Origin of the sequence: Phaeobacter sp. HF9A (genome assembly GCF_011806385.1) — a bacterium.
GTDB lineage: Bacteria > Pseudomonadota > Alphaproteobacteria > Rhodobacterales > Rhodobacteraceae > Epibacterium.
The window spans coordinates 1-20,827 of the sequence record NZ_JAATOX010000005.1 but is presented as its reverse complement, the minus strand read 5'-3'; the positions used below and the strand labels follow the sequence as shown (position 1 = coordinate 20,827).

Annotated in this window: 20 protein-coding genes; 12 read left to right on the top strand and 8 right to left on the bottom strand. The window is 60.8% G+C overall.

The window, feature by feature from the left end; translation table 11 throughout:
- Positions 1-22: 22 nt before the first annotated feature.
- The 4 genes from HCZ87_RS01490 to HCZ87_RS01475 all read left to right on the top strand — a co-directional run bounded on the left by HCZ87_RS01490 (position 23) and on the right by HCZ87_RS01475 (position 4,461).
- Positions 23-1,162 carry a tyramine oxidase subunit B gene (locus tag HCZ87_RS01490; protein ID WP_167641998.1) on the top strand — a complete coding sequence of 380 codons (1,140 nt, stop codon included), beginning with the start codon at positions 23-25 and terminating at the stop codon, positions 1,160-1,162.
- Between the two features lie 48 nt (positions 1,163-1,210).
- Positions 1,211-1,627, top strand: a complete 417-nt coding sequence (locus tag HCZ87_RS01485; protein WP_167641997.1) for a Rid family hydrolase — start codon at positions 1,211-1,213, stop codon at positions 1,625-1,627.
- Between the two features lie 62 nt (positions 1,628-1,689).
- The gene (locus HCZ87_RS01480; protein ID WP_167641996.1) at positions 1,690-2,985 is read left to right on the top strand and encodes an FAD-binding oxidoreductase; all 1,296 of its coding nucleotides are present in this window, start codon (positions 1,690-1,692) and stop codon (positions 2,983-2,985) included.
- Between the two features lie 60 nt (positions 2,986-3,045).
- The gene (locus HCZ87_RS01475) at positions 3,046-4,461 is read left to right on the top strand and encodes an aldehyde dehydrogenase family protein (RefSeq protein ID WP_254868484.1); all 1,416 of its coding nucleotides are present in this window, start codon (positions 3,046-3,048) and stop codon (positions 4,459-4,461) included.
- A gap of 67 nt (positions 4,462-4,528) precedes the next feature.
- On the opposite strand, the gene HCZ87_RS01470 is transcribed toward HCZ87_RS01475, so the two are convergent.
- From HCZ87_RS01470 to HCZ87_RS01460, 3 genes are all read right to left on the bottom strand, one after another.
- Positions 4,529-4,951 (bottom strand): organic hydroperoxide resistance protein, encoded by a 423-nt coding sequence (locus HCZ87_RS01470; protein WP_167641995.1) that lies wholly within the window; start codon positions 4,949-4,951, stop codon positions 4,529-4,531.
- 106 nt (positions 4,952-5,057) lie between these two features.
- Positions 5,058-5,831: an aspartate/glutamate racemase family protein gene (locus tag HCZ87_RS01465; protein ID WP_167641994.1), complete on the bottom strand. Its 774-nt coding sequence runs from the start codon at positions 5,829-5,831 to the stop codon at positions 5,058-5,060.
- Positions 5,803-6,432 (bottom strand): hypothetical protein, encoded by a 630-nt coding sequence (locus HCZ87_RS01460; RefSeq protein WP_167641993.1) that lies wholly within the window; start codon positions 6,430-6,432, stop codon positions 5,803-5,805. The genes HCZ87_RS01465 and HCZ87_RS01460 overlap by 29 nt, the downstream gene beginning before the upstream one ends.
- Between HCZ87_RS01460 and HCZ87_RS01455 the strand changes: the two genes are divergently transcribed.
- The 5 genes from HCZ87_RS01455 (at position 6,424) to HCZ87_RS01435 (ending at position 12,045) form a co-directional block, all read left to right on the top strand.
- Positions 6,424-7,320 (top strand): LysR substrate-binding domain-containing protein, encoded by an 897-nt coding sequence (locus HCZ87_RS01455; protein WP_167641992.1) that lies wholly within the window; start codon positions 6,424-6,426, stop codon positions 7,318-7,320. The genes HCZ87_RS01460 and HCZ87_RS01455 overlap by 9 nt on opposite strands.
- Before the next feature lie 149 nt (positions 7,321-7,469).
- Positions 7,470-9,131 carry an alkaline phosphatase family protein gene (locus tag HCZ87_RS01450; RefSeq protein WP_167641991.1) on the top strand — a complete coding sequence of 554 codons (1,662 nt, stop codon included), beginning with the start codon at positions 7,470-7,472 and terminating at the stop codon, positions 9,129-9,131.
- A gap of 78 nt (positions 9,132-9,209) precedes the next feature.
- The gene (locus tag HCZ87_RS01445) at positions 9,210-10,238 is read left to right on the top strand and encodes a hypothetical protein (RefSeq protein WP_167641990.1); all 1,029 of its coding nucleotides are present in this window, start codon (positions 9,210-9,212) and stop codon (positions 10,236-10,238) included.
- Positions 10,235-10,756, top strand: coding sequence for a TRAP transporter small permease (locus tag HCZ87_RS01440; RefSeq protein WP_167641989.1), 522 nt, complete (start codon positions 10,235-10,237; stop codon positions 10,754-10,756). The genes HCZ87_RS01445 and HCZ87_RS01440 overlap by 4 nt, the downstream gene beginning before the upstream one ends.
- Entirely contained in the window at positions 10,753-12,045 is a 1,293-nt protein-coding gene (locus HCZ87_RS01435) for a TRAP transporter large permease (RefSeq protein WP_167641988.1), read from the top strand. Before HCZ87_RS01440 ends, HCZ87_RS01435 begins: the two co-directional genes overlap by 4 nt.
- Before the next feature lie 73 nt (positions 12,046-12,118).
- Here HCZ87_RS01435 and HCZ87_RS01430 read toward each other — a convergent pair whose 3' ends face one another.
- From HCZ87_RS01430 to HCZ87_RS01410, 5 genes are read right to left on the bottom strand one after another with little or no spacing between them, the layout of a single operon-like run.
- Positions 12,119-12,595, bottom strand: a complete 477-nt coding sequence (locus HCZ87_RS01430) for a MarR family winged helix-turn-helix transcriptional regulator (RefSeq protein WP_167641987.1) — start codon at positions 12,593-12,595, stop codon at positions 12,119-12,121.
- Positions 12,579-13,076, bottom strand: coding sequence for a MarR family winged helix-turn-helix transcriptional regulator (locus HCZ87_RS01425; RefSeq protein WP_167641986.1), 498 nt, complete (start codon positions 13,074-13,076; stop codon positions 12,579-12,581). The genes HCZ87_RS01430 and HCZ87_RS01425 overlap by 17 nt, the downstream gene beginning before the upstream one ends.
- 31 nt (positions 13,077-13,107) lie before the next feature.
- Positions 13,108-13,590, bottom strand: coding sequence for a thioesterase family protein (locus HCZ87_RS01420; RefSeq protein ID WP_167641985.1), 483 nt, complete (start codon positions 13,588-13,590; stop codon positions 13,108-13,110).
- On the bottom strand, positions 13,587-15,167 hold the full coding sequence (locus HCZ87_RS01415; protein WP_167641984.1) for an indolepyruvate oxidoreductase subunit beta family protein: 1,581 nt from the start codon (positions 15,165-15,167) through the stop codon (positions 13,587-13,589). The genes HCZ87_RS01420 and HCZ87_RS01415 overlap by 4 nt, the downstream gene beginning before the upstream one ends.
- A gap of 4 nt (positions 15,168-15,171) precedes the next feature.
- Entirely contained in the window at positions 15,172-17,337 is a 2,166-nt protein-coding gene (locus HCZ87_RS01410) for an indolepyruvate ferredoxin oxidoreductase subunit alpha (protein ID WP_167641983.1), read from the bottom strand.
- A 294-nt stretch (positions 17,338-17,631) separates the two neighbouring features.
- Between HCZ87_RS01410 and HCZ87_RS01405 the strand changes: the two genes are divergently transcribed.
- Genes HCZ87_RS01405 through HCZ87_RS01395 form a run of 3 tightly spaced genes read left to right on the top strand, consistent with a single transcriptional unit; the run spans position 17,632 to position 20,739 of the window.
- Complete coding sequence (locus HCZ87_RS01405; RefSeq protein WP_167641982.1) at positions 17,632-18,663, top strand: carbon-nitrogen hydrolase family protein; 1,032 nt, start codon at positions 17,632-17,634, stop codon at positions 18,661-18,663.
- A gap of 23 nt (positions 18,664-18,686) precedes the next feature.
- Positions 18,687-19,805, top strand: a complete 1,119-nt coding sequence (locus tag HCZ87_RS01400) for a cupin domain-containing protein (RefSeq protein ID WP_167641981.1) — start codon at positions 18,687-18,689, stop codon at positions 19,803-19,805.
- A 16-nt stretch (positions 19,806-19,821) separates the two neighbouring features.
- Positions 19,822-20,739, top strand: coding sequence for a fumarylacetoacetate hydrolase family protein (locus HCZ87_RS01395; RefSeq protein ID WP_167641980.1), 918 nt, complete (start codon positions 19,822-19,824; stop codon positions 20,737-20,739).
- The last annotated feature ends 88 nt before the right edge of the window (positions 20,740-20,827 follow it).

Below are 20,827 nucleotides of genomic sequence, written 5' to 3'. Positions count from 1 at the left end.
CCAACTTTCTGACGAGAGCCCAATGACAAAAGACACCAAGATCGACTTTCTCTATCTGTCCGAGCCCGACATGGTCAAAGCGGGGGTGACCGATATGCCCGCTTGCGTTGACACGATGGAAGAGATGCTCGCGCTGCTGCATGTGGGCGACTACCGGATGGCTGGAGAGAACAACAATTCCCATGGCTCCCTGATCCTGTTTCCGGAGGAGTCCCCGCATGAGACAATGCCGAAAAACACACCGGACCGCCGCCTGATGGCGATGCCCGCCTACCTGGGTGGCAGCTTTGGCACCTCTGGTGTGAAATGGTACGGCTCGAATATCGCGAACCGGGAGCGGGGCCTGCCGCGTTCGATCCTGATGTTTATCCTCACCGACACCGAAACCAGCGCGCCGCTGGCCTTGATGTCCGCGAACCTGCTGTCGGCCTATCGCACCGGCGCCATCCCCGGGGTTGGCGCGCGTCATCTGGCCCGCAGGGACTCTCGCGTGGCCGGGATTCTCGGGCCGGGCGTGATGGGCAAGACCAGCCTCAGCGCCTTTATCGCGGCCTGCCCGGATATTGACACGGTCAAAGTCAAGGGACGGGGTCAGAAGAACCTGGATCTCTTCATCGACTGGGTAAAGGAGACCTATCCGCAAATCACCACTGTCTATGCGGTCGAGACCGCCGAGGAGCTGGTGCGGGGGTCGGATGTGGTGGCCTATTGCAGCTCGGGCGCCACGGGCGATCCGTCGCAATATCCCATCGTCGAGCGGGACTGGATCAGCCCGGGCACCTTCCTCGCGATGCCGGCGCTTGGCAATTTTGACGCCGGGGTTGCCGGGCCAGACGTGCGCAAGGTGCTGGACTATACCGGGCTTTATGACGCCTGGGTATCCGAGGTGCCGCACCCGACCCATGATCATATCCCGCTTGTCGGCATGAAGTTCATGGACATGGTGACGGATGGCGAATTGAAACGCGACGCGCTGGAAGACCTGAGTGCCATCGTCGCGGGCACGACGCCGGGGCGTCAGAACGACGACGAGATCATCATGCTCTCGGTTGGGGGGATGCCGGTCGAAGACGTCGCCTGGGGCACTGTCGTTTACCGGAACGCCCTGAAGAACGGCCTCGGCGTCAAGCTCAATCTCTGGGACGAGCCCGTCCTGCGCTAAGGCGCAGCCGCCTCAGAATCTACTATTGTTTCAGCAGAAAGCAGTCTTATGACCAAAGTCATCCGTGTGAAAACCGGAACCAAATACGAAGAGATCGCCAGCTATTCCCGGCTGGTCTGCGTCGGCGACCAGATCTTTGTCTCCAATACCGCAGGTCGCGACCCGGAGACAAAAGAAATGCCCGAAGGCGTGACAGAGCAATCCTACATGGCGATCTCCAATGTCGAACGGGCGCTCAAGGCGGTCGACTCCTGCCTGGAGGACGTGGTTGCCATCCGGGTGTTTGTGCCGAACCCTGCGGATGCGGATGCGGTGGGCCAGGTACTGGGCGACAAATTCCGCGGGATAGATCCGGCCTCGACCCTGACCTGCCCGCCCTTGGGCTCCACCATCTACAAGATGGAGATCGAGGTGACCGCCATTCGCGGGGCCTCCAAGGCCGAAGCCACATATATCACCCTTTAACCTCAAGACCCGGGTTGGCCCAAGAGGGCAGGCCCGGCGCCGTCAGATGACTAGGATCCTTCATGGCCCCCATCGTTACACCCGTTCAGACACATGCCGATGTCCCGCAAAAGACGACGGTTGCCATTATCGGCGGCGGCATTGTCGGGCTGTCTGCCGCCCTGACGCTCGCGGAGCGGGGTGTCCCCGTCGTCGTGTTCGAAAAGGGCCGCGTTGTTGCGGAACAGTCTTCGCGCAACCTGGGTTGGATCAGGAAAACCAACCGCTCGCCGCAGGATGCGCCGCTGGCCATTGAAGCTGACAAGCTATGGGCCGAGATGGCACAGCGCACCGGGTCGAATGTCGGCTATCAGCAGAACGGCATCCTGTTCCTGGCCGACACCGAAGAGCTGGTGGCCGCGAACCGGAAATGGCTGGAGGCGGTCAAGGATCTGAACATTGACTCGCGACTTTTGAGCTCGGACGAAGTGGCGCGTCTGGTGCCGGGCAGCAGCCGCAGCTGGCAGGGCGGGCTATACACCGCGTCCGATGGCTATGCCGAACCGACCCTCGCGGCGAGCGCGATTGCCCGTGCGGCGATCGAGAAAGGGGCAATCGTCGTTGAGAATTGCGCGGTTCGGACCCTGGCGACATCCGGTGGCAAGGTCAGCGGCGTTGTCACAGAACGCGGGGAAATCGCCTGCGAGCATGTGATCCTCGCGGGTGGTTTGTGGTCGCGCAAGTTCCTTGGGAATCTGAACATATCCCTGCCGAGCCTGCCCATCATCGGCTCCGTTCTGCGGACGGCTCCGATGGAGGGGCCGACCGATATCGCGGTGGCCGGGCCGGATTTCTCGTTCAGAAAACGCAAGGACGGCGGCTATACGATAACCCAGCGCGCGGCGATGAGCGCGCCATTGATGCCGGATCACGCGCGGATCGGGCTGAAATATGTGCCGACCCTGCGGGCCAACTGGCGCAACCTGCGGCCGTCGCTTGGGCGGGACTTTTTCAGTGACTATGCGCTGACGCGCAAATGGAAGGACGGCAGGATTTCCCCGTTCGAACGCACCCGCACGATGGATCCAATGGCCAATCCGGCCCTGATCCAGGAAGCGATGGACAATCTGATCGCGGCCTGGCCCGCCTTCAAGACCGCCGAGATCGCAGAGACCTGGGGCGGCGCCATCGACGTCACGCCGGATTCCCTGCCGGTCATGGGATCTGTCCCGAACTGGGAAGGGCTCACGCTGGCAACCGGCTATTCGGGTCATGGGTTTGGAACTGGCCCTGCGGCGGGGCAGCTGGCGGCGGATCTTGCGACGGGGGCCGTCCCGTTGGTCGATCCCGCGCCCTATGACATTCGCCGCTTCGGCTAGGCACGGCGCTGCTTTGCAGGACGCCCGCGGACCAGATCAAGATCACATCGGAGAGGTAAAATGACGTCAGAGCCCACATATCACATGATCATCGACGGCAAGAAACTGTCGGCACCCACTGGTTTTGAGGTCACCAACCCCGCGACGGGGGCCGTGATCGGATATGCGCCCAATGGTCAGAGCAAAGATCTGGATGCCGCCGTCGACAGCGCTGCACGAGCCTTCAAGACCTGGTCCTTGATCACAGACGAGGCGCGATGCGCTGCCATTCGCGCGGTCTCTGCCAAGCTGGAGGAGCATGCCGAGGAACTGGCGCAGCTCATGACAGCAGAGCAGGGCAAGCCCCTGAACGGGATTGGCTCGCGTTTTGAGGTTGGCTTGCTGAAGGACTGGGCGGAGCATACCGCCAGCACCAAACTGCCGGTCAAGGTCATTCAGGATGACGAGACCGGCAAGGTTGAGCTGCACCGCAAACCGCTGGGGGTGATCGGGTCGATTACACCGTGGAACTTTCCCCTGGCGATCGCGATCTGGCACGTGCTGCCCGCGATCCGCACCGGCAATACCGTTGTCCTCAAACCATCGCCCCATACACCGCTGGCAACGCTGCGCATGGTCGAATTGATGAACGAGGTTCTGCCGGCGGGGGTGATCAACTGTGTGACCTGCGATGACAAAAGCTCGAACCTTGGGGCGGAGATGTCCGTGCATAGGGGCATTCGCAAGATCATCCTGACCGGGTCGAACCGGACGGGGGCAAAGGTGATGTCCAGCGCGGCTGACACGATGAAACGGCTGACGCTGGAGCTGGGCGGCAATGATGCGGCGATCGTCCTGCCCGACGTGGATGCCAAGGCGATCGCTGAGGGTCTGTTCTTTGGGGCGTTCTTCAATAACGGCCAGGCCTGCGCCGCGATCAAGCGGCTCTATGTCCACGAGGATGTCTATGATGAGGTCTGCGATGCGCTGGCGGAGTTTGCTGGCAATATCAAGACGGGACCGGGCACTGACGAGGATTCCATCCTTGGTCCGCTGGCCAACCAGATGCAATTCGATATCGTTTCGCGTTTGGTTGAAGAGGGCGCAAAGGAGGGGCGCGTGCTCACCGGTGGGGCCCCGGGCGAGGGGTTGTTCTACCCTGTGACCCTGATCGCCGACCTGAACGACGACAATCCCCTTGTGCAATCCGAGCAGTTCGGCCCGGTGCTGCCCATCATCAAATACAGCGATATCGACGCGGCGATCGAGATGGCGAACCGGAATGAAAACGGGCTTGGCGGCTCGATCTGGTCCTCTGACGTGGAAAAAGCGCGTCAATTGGCGCTGCGACTGGAGACCGGCACGGGCTGGGTCAATCAACATGGCATGCTGCGGCCCGATGTTCCCTTCGGCGGTCGCAAAAAGTCCGGGCTGGGTGTGGAGTTCGGCGAAGAGGGCCTTGCATCCTACACCGATATTCAGGCTGTGGTGTCCTGAACCCGGCAGAGAGAAAGAAGGCCCGCCGGATCTCATTCGGCGGGCCTTTGCTTGCGGCAAGACCGGCTCAGACGACCTCTAGCGTGACGTCGATATTGCCCCGCGTCGCGCGGGAATAGGGGCAGCGCTCATGCGCCCCGGCGACAAGTTTTTCCGCCATATCTTTGTCGAGGCCGGGCATGGACACCTTCAGCGTCGCCGCAAGTTTGTAGCCGTCTTCGGTTGACAGAACGCCGACCTGAGCTTCGATACCGGGCTCATGCTCCAGTGTCACTTTCTCCAACCGGGCGGTCAGCTTCAGCGCGCTGAGAAAACAGGCCGAATAGCCGGCGGCGAAAAGCTGTTCGGGGTTCGTGCCCGCGCCGCCGGGGCCGCCGAATGCCTTGGGCACAACCAGGGCGACGTCGAGGTTGCCGTCGTCGCTGGTGACGCGGCCATCGCGACCACCTTGGGCGGTCACTGTGGCGGTATAGACGAGTTTGTCAGTCATTGTATTTCCAGATAGCTTGAAAGGAAGGCCGCCGCGCCGCCATCCACAGGCGCAGGGCCCTTGCTGGATGGCGGCGAGATGCGGCGGCGGCGTTAAATGCGGAGGGTCAGAGCCCCTTCGGATGGGTCAGGAATTCTTCGATCACCTCTGGCGGGGCTTTGACGTAATCGCCTGTGCGGCTGACGGATTGGCCGGTCAACTGCTTCAGGCTGACCGCCATTTCGGCCATTTTGAGCGCAATCGGGATGCCGTTGATCACCGGCGCGCCGCCGACATTGTGGTTCTGGAACTGCGAGAAAAGCACCATCGGAATGCCGCCGCCCGGGATCACCACGTCGATACCCTGCTCCACCAGAGGTTCCGCCTGTTTATCGAACAGACCCTTGACCTCGATCGCCTTCTCCTCGTCGCCATAGGCCCCGAGGATCTGGCCCGGCTCAAAGCTCAGCGAATGAACGCCGGTGACCCGGTCGCGCAGGCCGTATTTGCCGATCTGCTGATGGAACCACGGGATGAACCTGGGGTTGATTGTCACGATGCCAAGGCGCTGGCCCAGCTGGCAGCACCAGAGCATCGTCGCCTCGCCGAGGCCGATCACCGGGATATCGACAACGCTGCGCGCTTCATAAAGGCCCGCATCCTGGAAATGCCCGACCACGACGGCATCGTAGCCTTCGCGCTCTGCCTTGACGACATTGGCGATCATCTCGCGGGCGCAGCGGAATTCGACCAGCGGGTGGGCATAGCTGTCATAGGGCGTGATGCCGTGAATATCCACGGTTGTTCCCGGAGACATCGCCGCATTCAGGTTCTTGCGCAGATGTTCCCAGTAGGTCGCACCATTTTCCAGATCAACGTAGCTCTGGTACCAAATTTTCATTTCTCTCTCCGTTGTTGATGGCGGTGTGTGCCGCCTTTTCTGTTTTGGTTGGGATGACAGTCCGGTGCTCCGGGATTTCTTTGATGATGTCATTTTGGCCGATTTCGCGCCTGCGGCGCTGGCTGTCACAAAGCGGATCAGGCCCGGCGCGCTCTTGCGCCCTGATGATCGTCGTGTCGGACGGGATCTGCGCGATCCGGCCGATTCTTATGGCGCTCTTGCGCGCTGATCTTACTCTATGCTTATACATAGTTTTATGTATGAAATAAAATTCAGTCAAGCAAAGGTTGCCCGTTCCGGGGGGCGGATCTTTGCTGATTTTCAAACCTTTCGCCGCAATTGGGCCGGAGGCGGCGGTCCATGCGCGGGTTGCGCAAATGACCGGCAGGATGGTCGCGATTTGAGACATCCGTGCGCCATTTCCCGCCTTTTGGTCATACTGCCGGTCTTGGGCTTGCCAGGGCCGAAAGAAGCGGGCCTGATAGGGGGGCAGGCTTTGGTTCCAGCAGCAAACGAGGGTGCGCTTTGAGATGAAGATCGAGGACCATTCCGCCACTTTTTGGGCAACGCCGTGAGCCGTCAGCCTTTCACCATGCGCCAACTGGAATTTTTCCTGGAGGTCGCCAATTGTAAGTCGGTGACAAAGGCCGCCCAGGCCCTGCACACGGCGCAACCGAATGTGTCGCGGACCATCCGCGAGCTGGAGCACCTGGTCGGCAACCGGCTTTTTGAGCGCAGCAACGAGGGTGTGAGCCTGACCCCCGCCGGGCAGGCGCTTTATACATATGTCCGCTCGGGTATTGCTCAGATCGAACAGGCGTTCAACCTGTTCGACGGAACAGCCACCAAGCGCACGCTGGCCGTAATGGTCGCGCCCAGCATCAGCCGGTCCATTCTTCCGGGTGTCACCCAGCGGTTCAAGAAGATGTTTCCGCATGTGACGCCGCGGGTGATGGCCACCGCCGCGGGGGATATGACGGAAAGCCTGCGAAACGGTGATGTGGACCTGCTGGTCGGGCGACAGGACAATCCGAAAGACACCTATGGCGTCAGTTTTCACCACCTATACAATGAGCCGCTGCTTTTTGTGGTTCGCAAGGACCACCAACTAGCCGAGGGCACCCATGGGCTTGATGCGCTGTGCGACTTCACGGTGATGATCCCGAACCCGGGCGTGGTGATCCGGGATGAGCTTGATCATTTCATCATGGCGAATGGCGCGCGGCAGTTTCCCAACACGGTGGAGACCATGTCGTTTGATTTCATTCGCGCCATGCTGGCCACGTCGGATATGGTCGCATTTTGCCCCGAGGGGGTCGTGCGCGCGGAACTGGGGCGCGGGGACCTTGTCGCCGTCGATATCGAGGGCATGGCGATGATGGGGTCGATCGGCATCGCAACGATCGGCGGCACGGCGCGTCTGCCGACCCTCGCACGGGCGATGATGGCCTGCTTTGAGGATGAAGTCCGCGCGCAGGGGCTTGAGTGATTTCACCGTGCAAGGCGCCCCAGCGCCATATCCAGAATGATATGATCATCATGAGACTGGTATTTTACACAAGCGGATCCTTCGCTCAGCTTTGATCCATCAATCCTTGCGGCACCTCCGCAAGGGCTTATCATCGAGAGCAAGGGTTTATGAAGACCAATACGCAAAACATACTCTTCGTCATGTTCGATCAGCTGCGGTTCGATTACCTTGGCTGCTACGGTCATCCCTCCATCAAGACACCCAATATCGACCGGCTGGCGAAAAAAGGCGTGCGGTTCACCCATGCCTATGCGCAATCGACCATTTGCGGTGCCTCGCGGATGTCCTTCTATACTGGGCGCTACGTCGGCAGCCATGGGGCGGCCTGGAACGATTTTCCCCTGCGCGTGGGCGAATGGACGATGGGGGACCATCTGCGCAAGGCCGGGATGGGGTGTTACCTGGTGGGCAAGACCCATATGCGCGTCGATGCAGAAGGCATGGCGCGGCTGGGTCTCGCCCCGGACAGCGAAATCGGCGCGCGCCAGGCTGAATGCGGCTTTGACGTGATCGTGCGCGAAGACGGCCTGGTCGGCCAGGGGCCAGACGGTTTTTACAGCGACCAGCAGCCCTATAACGAATATCTGCGCTCAAGGGGCTATGGCGGCGAAAACCCCTGGGCGGATTTCGCGAATGCCGGCGAAGAAGACGGCATGACGGCCAGCGGCTGGTTTATGCGCCATGCCGACAAACCGGCCAATATTGCCGAAGAGGACAGCGAAACGCCCTGGTTGACACAGCAGGCCATCGGGTTTCTGGACAATGCGCAAGGCCCCTGGTGCGCGCATGTTAGCTATATCAAACCGCATTGGCCCTACATCGTGCCCGCGCCCTACCACGATATGTACGGTGCCGAGGACGTCATTCCGGTCCTGCGCAGCGAAGACGAGCGCAAAGACCCGCACCCGCTCTATGCCGCTTTTATGGAAAGCGGCATCGCAGAGACATTCTCGCGCGATGAGGTACGGGAAAAAGTTGTGCCCGCCTATATGGGTCTGATCAGCCAATGCGATACCGAACTGGGCCGCATCCTCGATCATCTGGACAAGACCGGGCAGGCCGAGAACACGCTGATCGTGGTGACCTCCGACCACGGCGACTATCTGGGCGATCATTGGCTGGGCGAAAAGGACATGTTCCACGATGTTTCTGTCCGGGTGCCGATGATCATCTACGATCCCTCGCCGGAGGCCGATACGACACGCGGGACGGTCTGTGATGCGCTGGTCGAGGCGATCGACCTGACGCCGACATTCATCGACATCGCGGGGGGCACGGTGCCGGGCCACATCGTGGAGGGCAAGTCGCTGTTGCCCTTGCTGCATGGGACACCGCCGGAAGACTGGCGCGACTATGTGATCAGCGAATATTCCTTTGCCCAACTGCCTATGCGCAAGGCACTTGGCCTAAGTCAGCGCGATGCGCGGATGTGTATGATCGCAAGTCATGATTTCAAGATGATTCACGTTGAAGGCGGCTTCCGCCCCATGCTCTTCGATCTTAGGAAAGATCCGCAGGAGCTGGAAGATGTGGGAGATCGGCCGGAGTATGCGGAGATCATCGACACGCTCTATCAGAAACTGGCGGTCTGGGCGCGCAGGGATGCGCAACGGCTGACCATGTCCGACGAAGAGGTCGAACGCCGCTCCGGCGACGGCCCCTTGCCAAACGGCATCCTGGTCGGGGTGTTCGACGAGGGCGACGTGCCGGATATCAATCGCGACTACTATCTTCGCAAGGTTCCCGAGCACCCAGGCCCAGGAAAATAAAATCCATCGGTGTCCGCCAAACGTGACGCCGAGGCAACAACACTCAATACATACTCCCGGGAGATCCAAGACATGAAAATGAGACATTCCGCTTTTTTATCCGGCCTTGCATTGGTGGTTGGGCTCGCTGGCAGCGCGCAGGCCGAGACCAAGCTGCTGTTCAGCACGCTTTTCCCGCCCTCGCACACGCTTTATGCTGACGTTCTGGTGCCATGGGCCGACGCGGTGAAAGAGGAAAGCGGTGGCAGCGTCGAGATCGAATTTGCTCCGTCGAGCCTCGCGCCGCCGCCGGAGCAGTTGAGCATGGTGGAAAACGGCATTGCCGATATCGCGATCCAATACACCGGCCTGCTGCCCAATCGCCTGACGGGCCTGACCTTCACCGAATTCCCCGGCCCGAACTATTCTACCGAAGTCACGTCCGTCGCGATCTGGCATGTCTATGACGAGATGCTGCGCGACAAGATGGATCTGAGACGCGCCAAGGTGCTGTCCACATTCAGCTTTCCCAAGACGTGGTTCTGGACCATCAACGACAAGACGTTTGAAACGCTGGAAGACTTCAAGGGCGCGCGCCTTGCAACGGTCACCGGCAATGCCGCGACCGCCTGGGGTGCGGTGAGCGATGGCGTCGTGGCTGGACCGGCGTTTCGCTATTTCGAAATCGTTTCCAAGGGCATCGTGGACGCCTACACGACGATTACGCCGATCGATGTGCCAGGCTTCAACCTTGAGACCTACACCAAGAGCGGCATCGACCTGGGCGACATTGCCACCACGGGCACTTTCATTCTGATCATCAGCGACCGGAAGTGGCGCAGCCTGACGGAGGACCAGCGCGCGGCAATCGAGAACGTATCAGGCGAGGCCTTTGCCCGCCGCACCAGGGTTCTGGATGAAAAGGTCGCCGAAACACTGGCGCGGTTCGAAGCGCAGGGGATGTCGCTCAGCGAATTCTCGCCCGAACTACAGGCCCAGCTGAAAGAGAAAATGGGTTTCATCGAAGAAGCCTGGATCGCCTCCGTGTCCGAGATGGATATCGACGGCGCTGCGGTGCTGGAGCGTTTCCATGCCCTTGAAGCCGACCTGAGTGGCGCCGCAAAATGAGGCAGGCACGATCCGTTTCCTTCGCGCTCGAACGAAGGCTGAATCGGCTGATCCTCCCGGCGGGGCTGTTTCTCTTTGCCATGATGGTCGTGACCGTTGGGGATGTCGTCGCGCGGAAACTGATCGGGCGCTCCATTCCCGGAGCGATAGATTTGGTCAGCGTCGGGTTCTTGCTGACCCTTACGCTGTCCCTGCCGGTGATCACCTGGCGTGAAAGCCATTTCGTGCTGGAGCTGTTCAACCCCGATCCGTCCGGCGTTTGGGGCCGGCTGCGGCGGCGCATGGTGGCGGTGATCGCCGCCGTGGTTGTCGGCATCGCAGGTTGGAGCCTGCTGCGATACGCGGCGGATGCCTGGTATTATCAGGACGTGATGGGGTATTTTCAGATCCCCGTTGCGCCGCTTGCGCTGGTCATCTCGATTTCGCTTTTCCTGTCGGCGGCGATCTTCGCGCTTCAGGCCCTCGGGGTCCGGCGCGTGTTCGGGGGGCCACTTCCCGAGGGCGAGGACAGGCCATGACGGGGGCCCTGATTGGATTTGGCGTGCTTTTTGCGCTTACGTTTTTTGGCGTACCCCTTGTTGCGGCCCTCCTGGCGGTCGGATTTGGTGGATTTGCCGCCTATCGCGGGATCGGGGCGGCAGAAGCCGTTGTCGGCCAGCAGTTCTTTGACGCGATGTCGAGCTACGGCTTCTCGGTGATTCCGCTTTTTGTGCTGATGGGGGCCTTCATTCAGCGGGGCGGGCTGGCCGATGATCTGTTTGCGCTTGCGCGGGCCTGTCTCGGGCATCTCAGGGGCGGCATTGCGCATGCCACGATCGGCGCATCGGGCGCCTTTGCTGCGGTCTGCGGAAGTTCTGTCGCGGCCGCCGCCACCATGTCACGCGTCGCGATTCCGCAGCTCAAGCGCTACCACTATCAGGTCGGCTTCGCGGGCGGCACGGTGGCGGCCGGAGGCACGCTCGGGATATTGATCCCGCCCAGCGTGCCCCTGGTCATCTTTGGCATCTTGACCGAGACCGATATCGCGGCGCTGTTCATGGCCGGCATCCTGCCGGGGATTCTGCTGGCGCTGTTCTACATGGCGACGGCCTGGCTGATGGTCTTCCTGCGCCCCGGGTTGGGCAAGCGCGCCGAGCGCCTGCCCTGGATTGAACGGCTCGGCGCCTTTCGCAAGACCATGCCCATTGGCGGTCTGTTCCTGCTTGTTCTCGGCGGCATCTACTGGGGATTTTTCACCCCGACCGAAGCCGGCGCGGTGGGCGCGGCGGGGGCGTTTGCGCTTATGGCGATGCGCGGCAAGGCGGATTTCAGAACCATCGTTGATGCGCTGTCGGATGCGGTCCTGACCACCACGGCGATCCTTGTCACCATGAGCGCATCGCTGGTGTTCAACAACTTTCTGACCATCACGGGCCTGACGGGGCAGCTGATCGACTGGGTGCAAAGCTATGCGGCGATTCCGATCATGGTCATTCTCACGATCTGTGTCATCTACATCGTTCTTGGCGCGGTCTTTGACAGCCTGGCCGCGATGATCCTGACCGTGCCGGTTCTGACGCCGCTTGTGGCCTCGCTTGGCTATGATCCGATCTGGTTCGGCATTCTTGTGGTTGTCGCCGTCGAACTGGGGCTGATTACCCCGCCGATGGGCATGAACGTCTTTATCGTGCAACGACATACGCCAGGGGTTTCGATCTGGACGCTCTTTCGCGGGGTCGCGCCCTATGTGGTCGCAAATTTGCTGCTGCTGGGATTGCTCATCGCGGTGCCCTGGCTGGCGCTGGCGATCCCAGAGTTCGGTTTCTAGCCAAAGATGCGTTGGCGGCGCTGCGGTCGCCAACGCGCGCATGGCTCAGCAAAGGCCCTTGACTATCCAGCCCTCAAAGGTCGTGAACACGTATTTTCTTGAGCATCGTCTGCAAGACTTCAACACAGACGGCCAATTTCTCCGGGTCGATGTCTTCGGTCATATGATGATAATTCGCATTGATCACCGGCGCGGTTTCGCGGAGCTTCTTGCGCCCCTTTGCGGTCAGGGACACGCGCCGCACCCGCTGATCGGCTTCGTCGATTTCGCGCTGTGCCAGGCCGGCGGTGACAAGCTGTTCCACCAGCCTGCTGACGGTGGATTGTTCGGTCACCGAGAGCACGGAGACCTCGTTTACCGTCAGTTGCTTATAGGCGGCAAGGCAGGCCATGATCCGCATGGTTGCGCCTTGTATGCCGATGGTTCTGAGGTCGGCATCCTGCTTGACCTGCCAACGGTTGGTCAGCCGCGTCATGAGATAGGGCAGGTATTGCGACAGCTGTTCCGGCGTCTTGAACGGAAAGCCGACGTCGTCAGGTTTCTTGGGCATGATCAGTGGGTGCCTTGCCGCTTGGTTTCTTGATGATGGATTTCAGCATCGCGATGGTCTGCGTGAGCCGGTCGGCGTTCAGATGCGAAAAGCAATCTGCCAGCACCTCTGCGTGAACCGCCGCGGCCTCCTGAAACCGCTGCTGGCCTTCGGGTGTCAACACCGCAACAAACGACCGTCTATCACCGGCGGACATTGATTTATCGACCAGCTTGTCCTTGCGCAGCCTTTGGACCAGACCGGAGACATTGCCGTTGCTGACCTTGAGCCGGGCCGAGAGTTCCCCCATGCTCAGCCCCTCGGGGTAGCGTTCCAACTGGGCAAGCACATCGAATTTCGAAATGCTGATACCGGCCCGCTCCTTGAGCTGCCGATTCAGTTCGGGATAGACGAGATTATGGACATCCAGCACACTGAGCCAGAGCCGTGTTTCGTCCTTGCGATAATCTGAAGTATCCGAAGACGGATCACGGGCCATCATCAATCTATCTGCAACCACACAATTTTACATGTCAGGCATTATCCGAGAACACGTATCTGTTCAACGCATCTCGCAGATCGGTTGGAATATTGATTGACGAATGCGTGTCAAGATCTGTGGTCACGGTGGTAAAAAGGCCGCGCAGGGCTTCGGTGTCGCCAAGCATGGCATTCAGCTCCAGCGCATATGATTTGCCGCCAATCCGGGTGACCCGGATGAAATAATCGACCTTCTGGCCCATTTTGACCGGCGAAAAGAACTCCGCATGCGCGTTGACATAGCCTAGCCCGATGCGGCGGGGGCCGAGGAAGTCATAGTATGACAGACCCAGACACTCGCAAAACCATGCTTCGATCGCGCGGTTGAACACATTGAAAAAGGCGGGCGTGTAAACGATGCCAGCCGGATCACACTCTCCATGCCGGAAAACATGTGCGTAGCTCCAATCCGGGAAGGGGATTTCCCGCCGCTGAATAGGCTGTGGAAACGCCGCTGCTGTGCTGGTTTGGGTCATGGGCTTGCAAAACTTTCGATGGTCAGGATCGTGCCGTCCAGATCCTTGCTGGAGGCATCCTTGATTGCAGATGTGAGCAGCCGTTGCGCCCATTCCGCTGCGTCATCACGATCAGCGATCGACTTTGTGGTCCGCATGACCTTTTCGAATTTCGAATGTCCCCGGACGTGGGTGTCGGAATAGCCCTTGATCAGCCGGCGGAAGCTGAGCATCGCAACCCCCAGGGCATAGTTGCTTTCCAGCGCCTGCGCGGCGTCTGCCAGCCATGCGTCGCGGTGGGCGACCTCCATCTTGTGGCGCAGGGACCTGCGGCGCATCCCCTTGAGGGCGCCCACAAGGTGAAGCATCAGAAATCCGCCCAGCCGATAGGTCTGAACGCGGCGGCCCTTGTTGATGCGGCTGTCAAGCCAAGCATAGAGCGATTTGCGGGATTTCAGCCAGGTCGCCAGCCCGACCGGCAGGACAGATGCGGCTTCTTCCATGCGGGGATGCATGAATTCGGTGGTGTAGAGGAGCTGGCCCTCTTTCAGGTCCACCTCCTGCGCCACCCTTTGACGGCGCGCGCTTTGCGTTTTGATACGCGCGACGCGGATCACATCGTCATAAGCCATGGCATTGGCAAGGTATTTGGCGGCTGTGGTGGTGAAGGCAAAGCCATGCGCCTCGCCATGTGCCGCGCGGTCGCGCTGGCTGAGGTCGCGCAGGAGATCGAGGTATTCGTTGCCGTAGGCTGTATCCTGAAACTCGACCACCTTCTGCACCCCCAGATAGGCCATCGGCTGTGCCTGCTCAGGCAACTCGGCGCGCAGGCGCATCAAAAGCGCGTTGGCCCGCGTGTCGCGCAGCGCGGCGGGCAGGGCGGGGGCAAGGGGTTCAGCGGCCTCGGGCGGATTGGCTTGCGGTTGCTCCGGTCCGTTTGTGGTCCGCTCATAGGCGGCATCAAAGGCGCGGATACTGGCCTCGACGCCCTTGCTGCCCTTCCGGATCACCGCGTGATAGGCCGCGCGCTCAAAAGGCAGGGTGCCGGAGGCCGCGAGGCTGCCAAACATGGCGGAAGAGATGACGGAGCCATTGCGGACCGCCAGCGCGTCCATGTCAAAGACGATCTCCTGCTTGGCGACGACGCCGATCGCGTCGATCACCGCGCTGCTGTCGGCGATGCTGTCGCCGGGGGCCATTTTCTCACTGACCGCAAGCGACCGGTGGCAGGAGGCAATGAGGGTGGTGCGGTCAGGCGTCACGATCCCGCGCAGGATCGACCGGCCCGCCTCCATGAATTCCGACGCGATCACCACATCGACATCGCCGGGCGTCGGCATCTGCGCCAGCACGGGTTTTTGCCCGCTTTCGCCAGGGCGCATCATCTCGACGTAATAAATGGTGGCCCCGGTTCGCTGGGCCACGCCGGGAACGGAGGTCGATTGCGCCACCCAGCCCTGCGTTTCCGCAAGATCCACGATCCAGCCGGTCAGGACACCGCCACCCTGACCGCCCATGGCGACAATGGCGATAGAAATCGGCCGCTCTGTCGCGGGGCCGGCGGGTTTCAGGCTCAGTTTGACTGTGTCGTCTTTCATATTCCTATGCCTCAAAGCTCACGGCGCGCTTTTCGCGGCGGGTTTGCAGGGAGCGGATGATGGAGCCGGAGAGCTTGGCCCGGATCCTGTCCCACCCTGTCGGGTTATGGGTGACCTCGGCGCGGAAAAAGGAAGGGCAGAGCACGGCAGCATCCGCAACCTCGCCGCAGTTGCCGCAGGCCACGCAGGTGCTGTCGATCGAGGCGACGGGATCGTCGCGCAGCGGGTCGTCCAGCTCCTTGACCGACAGCGACGGGCAGCCAGACAGCCGCATGCAGGCGTGATCGCCGGTGCAGACATCCTCATCGACGCCGAATTTCTCCTTCACCACCCGCTGGCCGCCCTTGATCGCCTTGGCCAGCTGCGGTTTCACGCGGCGCTGCTTGTTCAGCATGCACTCGGAAGAGGCGACGATGATCTTGGGACCTTCGGCGTCGGTGGTCAGCGCCTCGTTCAGCACATCGCGCATCTTGGTCACATCATAGGTGTGGTCGACCTGGCGGACCCATTTGGCGCCGATCCCCTTGACCGCATCGACGATGGAATTGTTGGTGTTGCGCCGCTTGTTATGGGCGCGGGAGGACAGGATGTCCTGACCGCCGGTGGCGGAGGAATAGAAATTGTCGACGATGACAATGACACCGTCATGTTTGTTGAACACCGCATTGCCGACGCCGCTGGTCAGCCCGTTGTGCCAGAACCCGCCGTCGCCCATGATCGAGATCGCGCGTTTCGCGCCCTTGACGTTGAAGGCCGCCGCCGAGGCGGGGCCAAGGCCAAAGCCCATCGTGGTAGCGCCGAGGTTGAACGGCGGCAGGATCGAAAACAGGTGGCAGCCAATATCAGCGGAGACATGGTGGCTGCCGGTTTCCTCGAACACCATTTTCATCGCGGCAAAGATCGGCCGTTCCGGGCAACCGGTGCACAGACCTGGCGGGCGCGCCGGTACGACCTCGGCCAGCCGTTTGATCGCCGGGTTGGTCAGGATCGGAACCGGATCGGGCACGGGCGCACGGTTGCCGAGCTGTGCGGGCTCAAAGTCCTCCAGGAAGCGGCCGATCCCTTCGGTCAGCACCGCCGCAGTATAGTCGCCCCCCATCGGCAGGTAATCCTTGCCGTGCACCGCGGTTGGGCTCTTGGAGCGGGCGAGAACGGTGGAGATGGATTGCTCGATATATTCCGGCTGGCCTTCTTCGATCATCAATACCGCATCGAGGCCCTCGCAGAATTCATCGACCTCGGACTTGATGGTCGGATAGGCGACATTCATCACGTAGATGGGCACGCGGGAATTGCCATAAGCATCGCAAAGCCCGAGGAACTGAAGCGCGCGAATGGTGCTGTTATACATGCCACCCAAAACGATCAGCCCGGTTTTCCCGGTCTTTTCTGCGCCGGTGGGGCCAAAGACTTCGTTGAGCTTCTGTTCGCGGATAAAGTCGATCGCCGCGGGCATGCGCAGCTTGATCTTCTCGACCTCGTGCTCATAGGCGGCAGGCGGTAGAACGATGCGGCCCAGATCCCGTTCGGGATTGTTCATGGCATCGGTGAGCGAAAAATCGGGGCGCTTATTGTCCTTGCAGGCAAATTCGCCCGTCATGTGACAGGAGCGGACCCGCACTTGCAGCATGACCGGCGTGTTGGAGGCCTCCGACAGCTCAAACCCCTTTTCGATCAGGTTGACCATGCAGGCCTGATCGGGGCGCGGGTCCAGCAGCCACATTTGTGATTTCATCGCAAAGGCATGGGTGCGCTCCTGCATGATCGAGGAGCCTTCGCCGTAGTCTTCGCCCACGATCACCATCGCGCCGCCGGTGACGCCGCCCGATGCGAGGTTGGACAGCGCGTCCGAGGCCACATTGGTGCCCACCGTCGATTTCCAGGCCACCGCGCCGCGCAGGGGATACATGACAGAGGCCGAGAGCATCGCGCCCGCTGTCGCTTCGCTGGCCGAGCTTTGAAAGACCACGCCGAGATCGTCCAGGATATCGTTGGCATCCGCCAGCACATCCATCAGATGCGAAATCGGCGATCCCTGATAGCCGCCGACATAGGATACGCCAGATTGCAGCAGGGCCTTGGTGATTGCCAGGATGCCCTCGCCCCGGAACAGGTCGCCCTCTCCCAGCTTCAGGTCCTGAACTTCTTTCGCAAAGGATCGTTCGGCCATCATCGTCTCCCAAAAAAAGTATGGTAATGAATAAGTTTATATGTAAAATAAGTCAACGACCAGATTCATCCAAGATGCGAATTAATCCGACGAAAGGTCAAATTCGGTTAAATAACAATCTGCTAGTCTCGGTCGCCCCGACGTGACCTCGGCGGGTTGGACGGGGCTCTTTCATGGCCGACTTCGGGCAGAGGGCGACTCTTGCGCGGTCGTGGTCGAATGATGCGCAGGACCGGAGCGTCTCTGCTGTGTTTGTTCGCATCCCAGCATCCCATTCTAAAAAGGAAGACGACTATGTTGCCATTGAATGACTTTCCCAAGTTCACAGCGGCGGCGGTTCAGGCCAGCCCTGTCTTTCTGGACGCCGTAAAAACCGCGGAAAAGGCAGCGCGCCTGATCGCGGAGGCGGCCACAAACGGGGCGCGCCTGGTGGTTTTCCCGGAGGTGTTCATTCCCGGATACCCCTATTGGAACTGGATCACCGACCCGGTCACGGGCGGCGCGTGGTTTGAAAAACTGGTCCGGGCGTCGGTCTTTGCCGAGGGGCCCGAGGTCGCAAAGATCCAGGCCGCGGCCCGGGCCAACACCTGCTATGTGGTGATCGGTCTGAACGAACGCAGCCCGGTGTCGCTGGGTGCGCTCTATAACACCTTGCTGTTCATCGGGCCGGATGGCGAGATCCTGGGCAAGCATCGCAAACTGGTTCCCACCTGGGCAGAGAAGCTGACCTGGACAGGGGGCGATGGCTCCAGTCTCAAGGTCTATGACACCGAAATCGGCCCCCTTGGCGGGCTGGCCTGCGGCGAAAACACCAACACTCTGGCGCGCTTCACGCTGTTGGCGCAGGGAGAGCTGGTTCACGCCGCCAGCTACATCTCCTTGCCGGTGGCGCCGCCCGACTATGACATGGCCGAGGCGATCAAGCTGCGCGGAATGTCGCATAGTTTTGAGGGCAAGGTCTTTACCGTCATCGCCACCTCCACGGTTTCGGATGAAATCATCACCGAGATGGAAAAGCTCCGCCCCGATGCGCGGGCGCTGCTGGAACGCAAGTCGAGCGCCTATTCCGGGATCATCGGGCCGGACGGGCGCGAGGTCGTTCCCGGTCTGATTGACGACGAAGGCATCGTCTACACCGAGATCGACCTGGGAAAATGCATTCAACCCAAGCAGATGCACGACATTACCGGCCACTACAACCGCTTTGATGTCTTTGATCTGAGGGTCAATCAGGCGCCGCGGTCCGCCGTCAGCCTGAACAGCGGACCAGCACCCGATGCGGATCTGAGCGCGGTGCCAATGCCGGGCGAGAGCGAACAATCCTAATCTGATCGAGACTGGAGGAAGCCATGACTGAGACCGCCAATAAAGACGATGTTCTGGGTCGCGCACGGGTGCGCGATACGCCGGAACTGGAAGCCTATTACAAGGATCTGGCAAAGCAGGAGACGGGCGCGCTTTGGACCGTTGCCAATGCGATCGAACCCTGGGAGCCGACCCCGGCATCCGATCCGGTCCTGTGGCGCTGGGAAGATCTGCGCCCGCAGGTTCTGCGCGCCATTGATCTGGTGCGCCCCGAGGATGCGGGGCGGCGTGTCGTCTATCTGCGCAACCCCAGGCGTCAGGACGTCAGCGCCGCCTGCGGCTGGCTGTTTTCGGGCATCCAGACCATGAAGGCGGGCGAACGGGCCGGGGCACACCGGCACGCGGCCTCGGCGCTGCGGTTCATCATGGAAGGCACCGGCGCTTATACCATCGTCGAGGGCCACAAGATGAGCCTCGGCGCAAAGGATTTTGTACTGACCCCAAACGGCACCTGGCACGAGCACGGGATCGAGGAAGACGGCAGCACCTGCCTGTGGCAGGACGGGCTGGACATTCCGCTGACCAACGCGCTTGAGGCGAATTTCTACGAAGTGCATCCGGAGGATTACCAGACCAGCGATCTGCCACTGGATGACAGCCCCGCGACCTATGGCGCCCCGGCGCTGATGCCGGAGCTGGACAAATGGGACCAATCCTATTCGCCGCTGCTGAAATTCCGTTGGGATCAGACCTATGAGGCGCTGCAAAACTACGCCCGCGTCACCGACGGCTCGCCCTATGACGGGGTAATCATGCGCTACATCAACCCAAAGACCGGCGCCGATCCGATGCTGACCATGGGCGCGAATATGCAACTTTTGCGCCCGTCGGAGCACACCAAAGCGCATCGCCACACCGGCAACATCATCTATCAGGTGGCCAAGGGCGAAGGCTATTCCGTGATCAACGGCAAGCGTTTTGACTGGAAGGAAAAGGACATCTTCTGCGTGCCACCTTGGATGTTCCACGAGCATTGCAACACTCAAAGCGGCGAGGATGCCTGCCTCTTTTCGTTCCATGACCTGCCGACCATGCGAAAGCTCGGCTTCTATGCGGAACAGGCTTTGAAAGACAATGGCGGCCATCAGGTCGTCACCGGATAACTACAGGATACCCAACATGAAACTCGTTACTTATCGCGACGGCATTGCCGCCGAAGCCCGCCTTGGCGTTGTTCAGAACGGTCTTGTCATTGACGTTGAATACCTGGGCGATGCGGTGGGCGCGGCGCTCCCCTCGGACATGCTGACGCTGATCGACCTCGGCCCCGATGCGCTTGCGGCGATTACGCGCGCGCTGTCAGAAACCGAAGACGCACGCCCCGCAGGGATCGCGGTGCCGGAGGAAAACCTGCGCCTGCTGGCGCCCATCCCGCGGCCGCGCAAGAACATCTTTGGCATCGGTCTGAACTATGTCGAACATGTCGCCGAAAGCGCAAAGTCTCTGGACACGTCCAAGGACCTGCCCAAGCAACCTGTGGTGTTCTCCAAGCCGCCGACCAGCGTGATCGCCACCGGCGAGCCGATCCAGCACAACGCGTCGATGACGCAGATGCTCGATTGGGAGGTGGAGCTGGCAGTTATCATTGGCAAACGCGCGACGCGGATTTCCAAGGATGACGCGATGAGCCACGTCTTTGGCTATTCGGTGATCAACGATGTCTCGGCCCGCGACAACCGCCGGGCGGGGCAGTGGATCTTTTCCAAAGGGCAGGACAGCTATTGCCCCTTTGGTCCCGCCATTGTGACCGCCGAGGATATCGCGGACCCGCATAATCTGGTGCTTTGGCTCAAGAAGAACGGCGAGGAAAAGCAACGCTCCAACACCAAACACCTCTTGTTTGACATCCCGACGCTGATTGCCGACATCTCGTCTGGCATCACGCTGGAGCCTGGCGATATCATCGCCACCGGCACCCCGGCAGGCGTTGGCGCGGGGCGTGATCCGCAGGAATGGATGTGGCCCGGTGACGTGATCGAATGCGGGGTCGATGGCATTGGCGTGCTGCGCAACCCGGTCGTCAAGATCGGGGACTGACATGGATCACATGCATCAAACCCTGAAGATCGGGCAGATCGTTCCGTCGTCCAACCTGACGATGGAGCGCGAGATCCCGGCGATGCTG